This is a genomic window from Vibrio thalassae (genome assembly GCF_900089835.1).
In the GTDB taxonomy this organism is placed as follows: Bacteria; Pseudomonadota; Gammaproteobacteria; order Enterobacterales; family Vibrionaceae; genus Vibrio; species Vibrio thalassae.
Genome location: NZ_OANU01000156.1, coordinates 1 through 2,220, shown reverse-complemented (window position 1 = coordinate 2,220; position 2,220 = coordinate 1). Strand labels below are relative to the sequence as shown.

General features: G+C 40.3%; 4 protein-coding genes. All 4 read right to left on the bottom strand.

Translation table 11 applies throughout. From position 1 onward, the window contains the following. The coding region (gene tnpA / locus VTH8203_RS22980) for an IS66 family insertion sequence element accessory protein TnpA (RefSeq protein WP_442478234.1) at positions 1–128 on the bottom strand (128 nt) is incomplete at its 3' end. 263 nt (positions 129–391) lie between these two features. Further along, positions 392–922, bottom strand: coding sequence for a hypothetical protein (locus VTH8203_RS22975; protein WP_096995705.1), 531 nt, complete (start codon positions 920–922; stop codon positions 392–394). A gap of 50 nt (positions 923–972) precedes the next feature. Beyond that, positions 973–1,242, bottom strand: a complete 270-nt coding sequence (locus VTH8203_RS22970) for a CCDC90 family protein (protein ID WP_070965044.1) — start codon at positions 1,240–1,242, stop codon at positions 973–975. A gap of 76 nt (positions 1,243–1,318) precedes the next feature. After that, positions 1,319–1,513 carry a hypothetical protein gene (locus VTH8203_RS22965; RefSeq protein ID WP_096995704.1) on the bottom strand — a complete coding sequence of 65 codons (195 nt, stop codon included), beginning with the start codon at positions 1,511–1,513 and terminating at the stop codon, positions 1,319–1,321. Between the last annotated feature and the right edge of the window lie 707 nt (positions 1,514–2,220).

Genomic DNA, 2,220 nt, shown 5'->3' with positions numbered 1-2,220 from the left:
CGCCGTTTGGCGAAGAATGTCGATAAACTCAGTCCGTGCTGTTCGCAAAAAACGCGTTGAGTAATATTGCTGCTTTCGTATTGCTCAAAGAGAGCTTGCCATTCTTGGTTAGAACGTCGTTTTGCCATTATAAAATCTCCTTTTGGTTGGAGACTTGATCTTATTATTCGTACTTGGCGATTAGAATGCGGGGTTTATGGCGCGCTTACAGTAATAAAGATTCATACTGAGTATTAAAGTTTCATACTAAAGTGGCAGCGTTACCTAATTAGTTGGTAGCTGCCGCCTTGGTTTCCGTTACTTATTGCAGTTCTGCAAAAAGGCTACTTTCCCCTAAATTTCGTTTCTTGCTTTTAATTCTTCTGCATGCCGTTCTTTGCGATGAACACGGCTACCCAAAATCAAAGTTAATCTTCAAGCCGGTGCGAGTTAACCGTAAATCGTAAGACCAGTAAGCTAATGTAGCATTAGCATCGTCTATGAGAGATTGGAGCATACCATTAACATCTACACTATCAACGTCATGAATCGTAATGCTCTCGAATAGTTGAGCAAATTGCTTAATGTCAAAAAATGTATAATTGTACTCGTAATAATTAACCAGCGTAGTGGATTCATGAAACTCAGATGCCTGATCATCATCAAACTGTCTTCGCTTAATTGGATAGCGATCAATATTAAATTTATCTTCGGTGCGGTTAGAAAAAGCTGAAAAATCTAACCAAATTCGTTGAAGTGCAATAATTTCTTCTTCGTCACAGATAAAGTTAAGTCCGTTACGTCCAGCAAAGTCACTTAACGCATCGCAAGCCGCATCATAATCACTATTCAGTAGATCTTTAATTTCCGAAGCACTGTGAATCACATTATCAACACTCATTGTGCTGATTTCTTTAGAGCTTAAAGTCATTGCCATTTTCATCGCTTTTTTCCCTCTCTGAGAGTCGCAGCCGCCCCGTAGGGCGACTATGGTTAGCCTAAGAAGATGTATTTAAGGGCTGCGATAAGTACCGCCACGCCAACACCGAACATGAATTTTTTAATCCATGACAAGTCTGTTTTGATTTCGCTTAAGTCAGCTTTTAAGTCCTTGTGAAGCACTTCAAGATCACTTTTAGTTGCTGCTTCATTGCCATACATTTCACCGAAAAGGTTTACCATTTCTTCGGCTTGCTTTTCATTCATACCCGCGCTTTGTAAACGCTTGATTGCCTTATGTGTATCTAGTGGAATTGCGGTCATTTCGTAACCCTCATTGATTAACCTATAACTTTATTGTGTGCGAATATCGCTCATTAGTTAATAAATAAATGTGCGATTACTGCACACTTTTTTGTTCTTGTCGGTGTTTAATACCTTCAATAATTAGCTCTACGGCTGTGCGTCTAGTTCGCCACCAATCATAAAAAGTTCTACGGGGAACATTCGCCAAATCTGCCACCTCTTTTGCGTCAAGACCTACGCTATCGCGGCAGTATGCTGAAAAGGCTTCTTTCTCTGTGGTTTGTGTCATATCTTCCTCTATGTGCGTATATCACTCACAGTTAATCACAGTGTGCGTTATTCGCTCAGTGCAGTCAAGCAGTGTTCCAATCTCAAAATGCCATATCTGCATCTGTGTAATGATTTTGAAGATCCAAGTTTTGTCTTTGTCCTCGATAAGCATTGGTAGTGCCATGTGTGTAATTTCCTGTTTTACATAAAGAAACACACACGCTAACAGTGGAATGTTTATAAATCAGTGATCTAGGTACTGGTGTTAATGGGTTTAGGGGAAAACGGGTATGACACTTTAATACTCGTCATTAGCCTGATTTTGGCTCGGTAATAGCAATTAGTATGGAACTTTAATTATGTTCATATCGGTTCTAATAACGGTACGAACAGAGTTACATGCGTTTTTAGTATGAAACTTTATTCCTCTCATACACGAAGTTGTCGGAAGACAACAAGTTTAATCAATTTTTGGCTTTAAATTCGTAATCAGCTAGACACGAGTTATCTCACTTCTGCCCCTTTCCGTGTTCACAGCATCCCCCAAAATTACAGTCATCCCCTTGAAAAAGGGGATCTCATTCAGCGCGTCCCGCAGCCAAATTACGTGACTTAGTCGCCAATTTTCAGTCACCTACACGCGGTAGGAGATCCTCACTTTCGTGAGGATGACGGCTATAGGGGGCATGTTAGAAGTGAGGGGATGTAGAGCATTAATTAGATGGT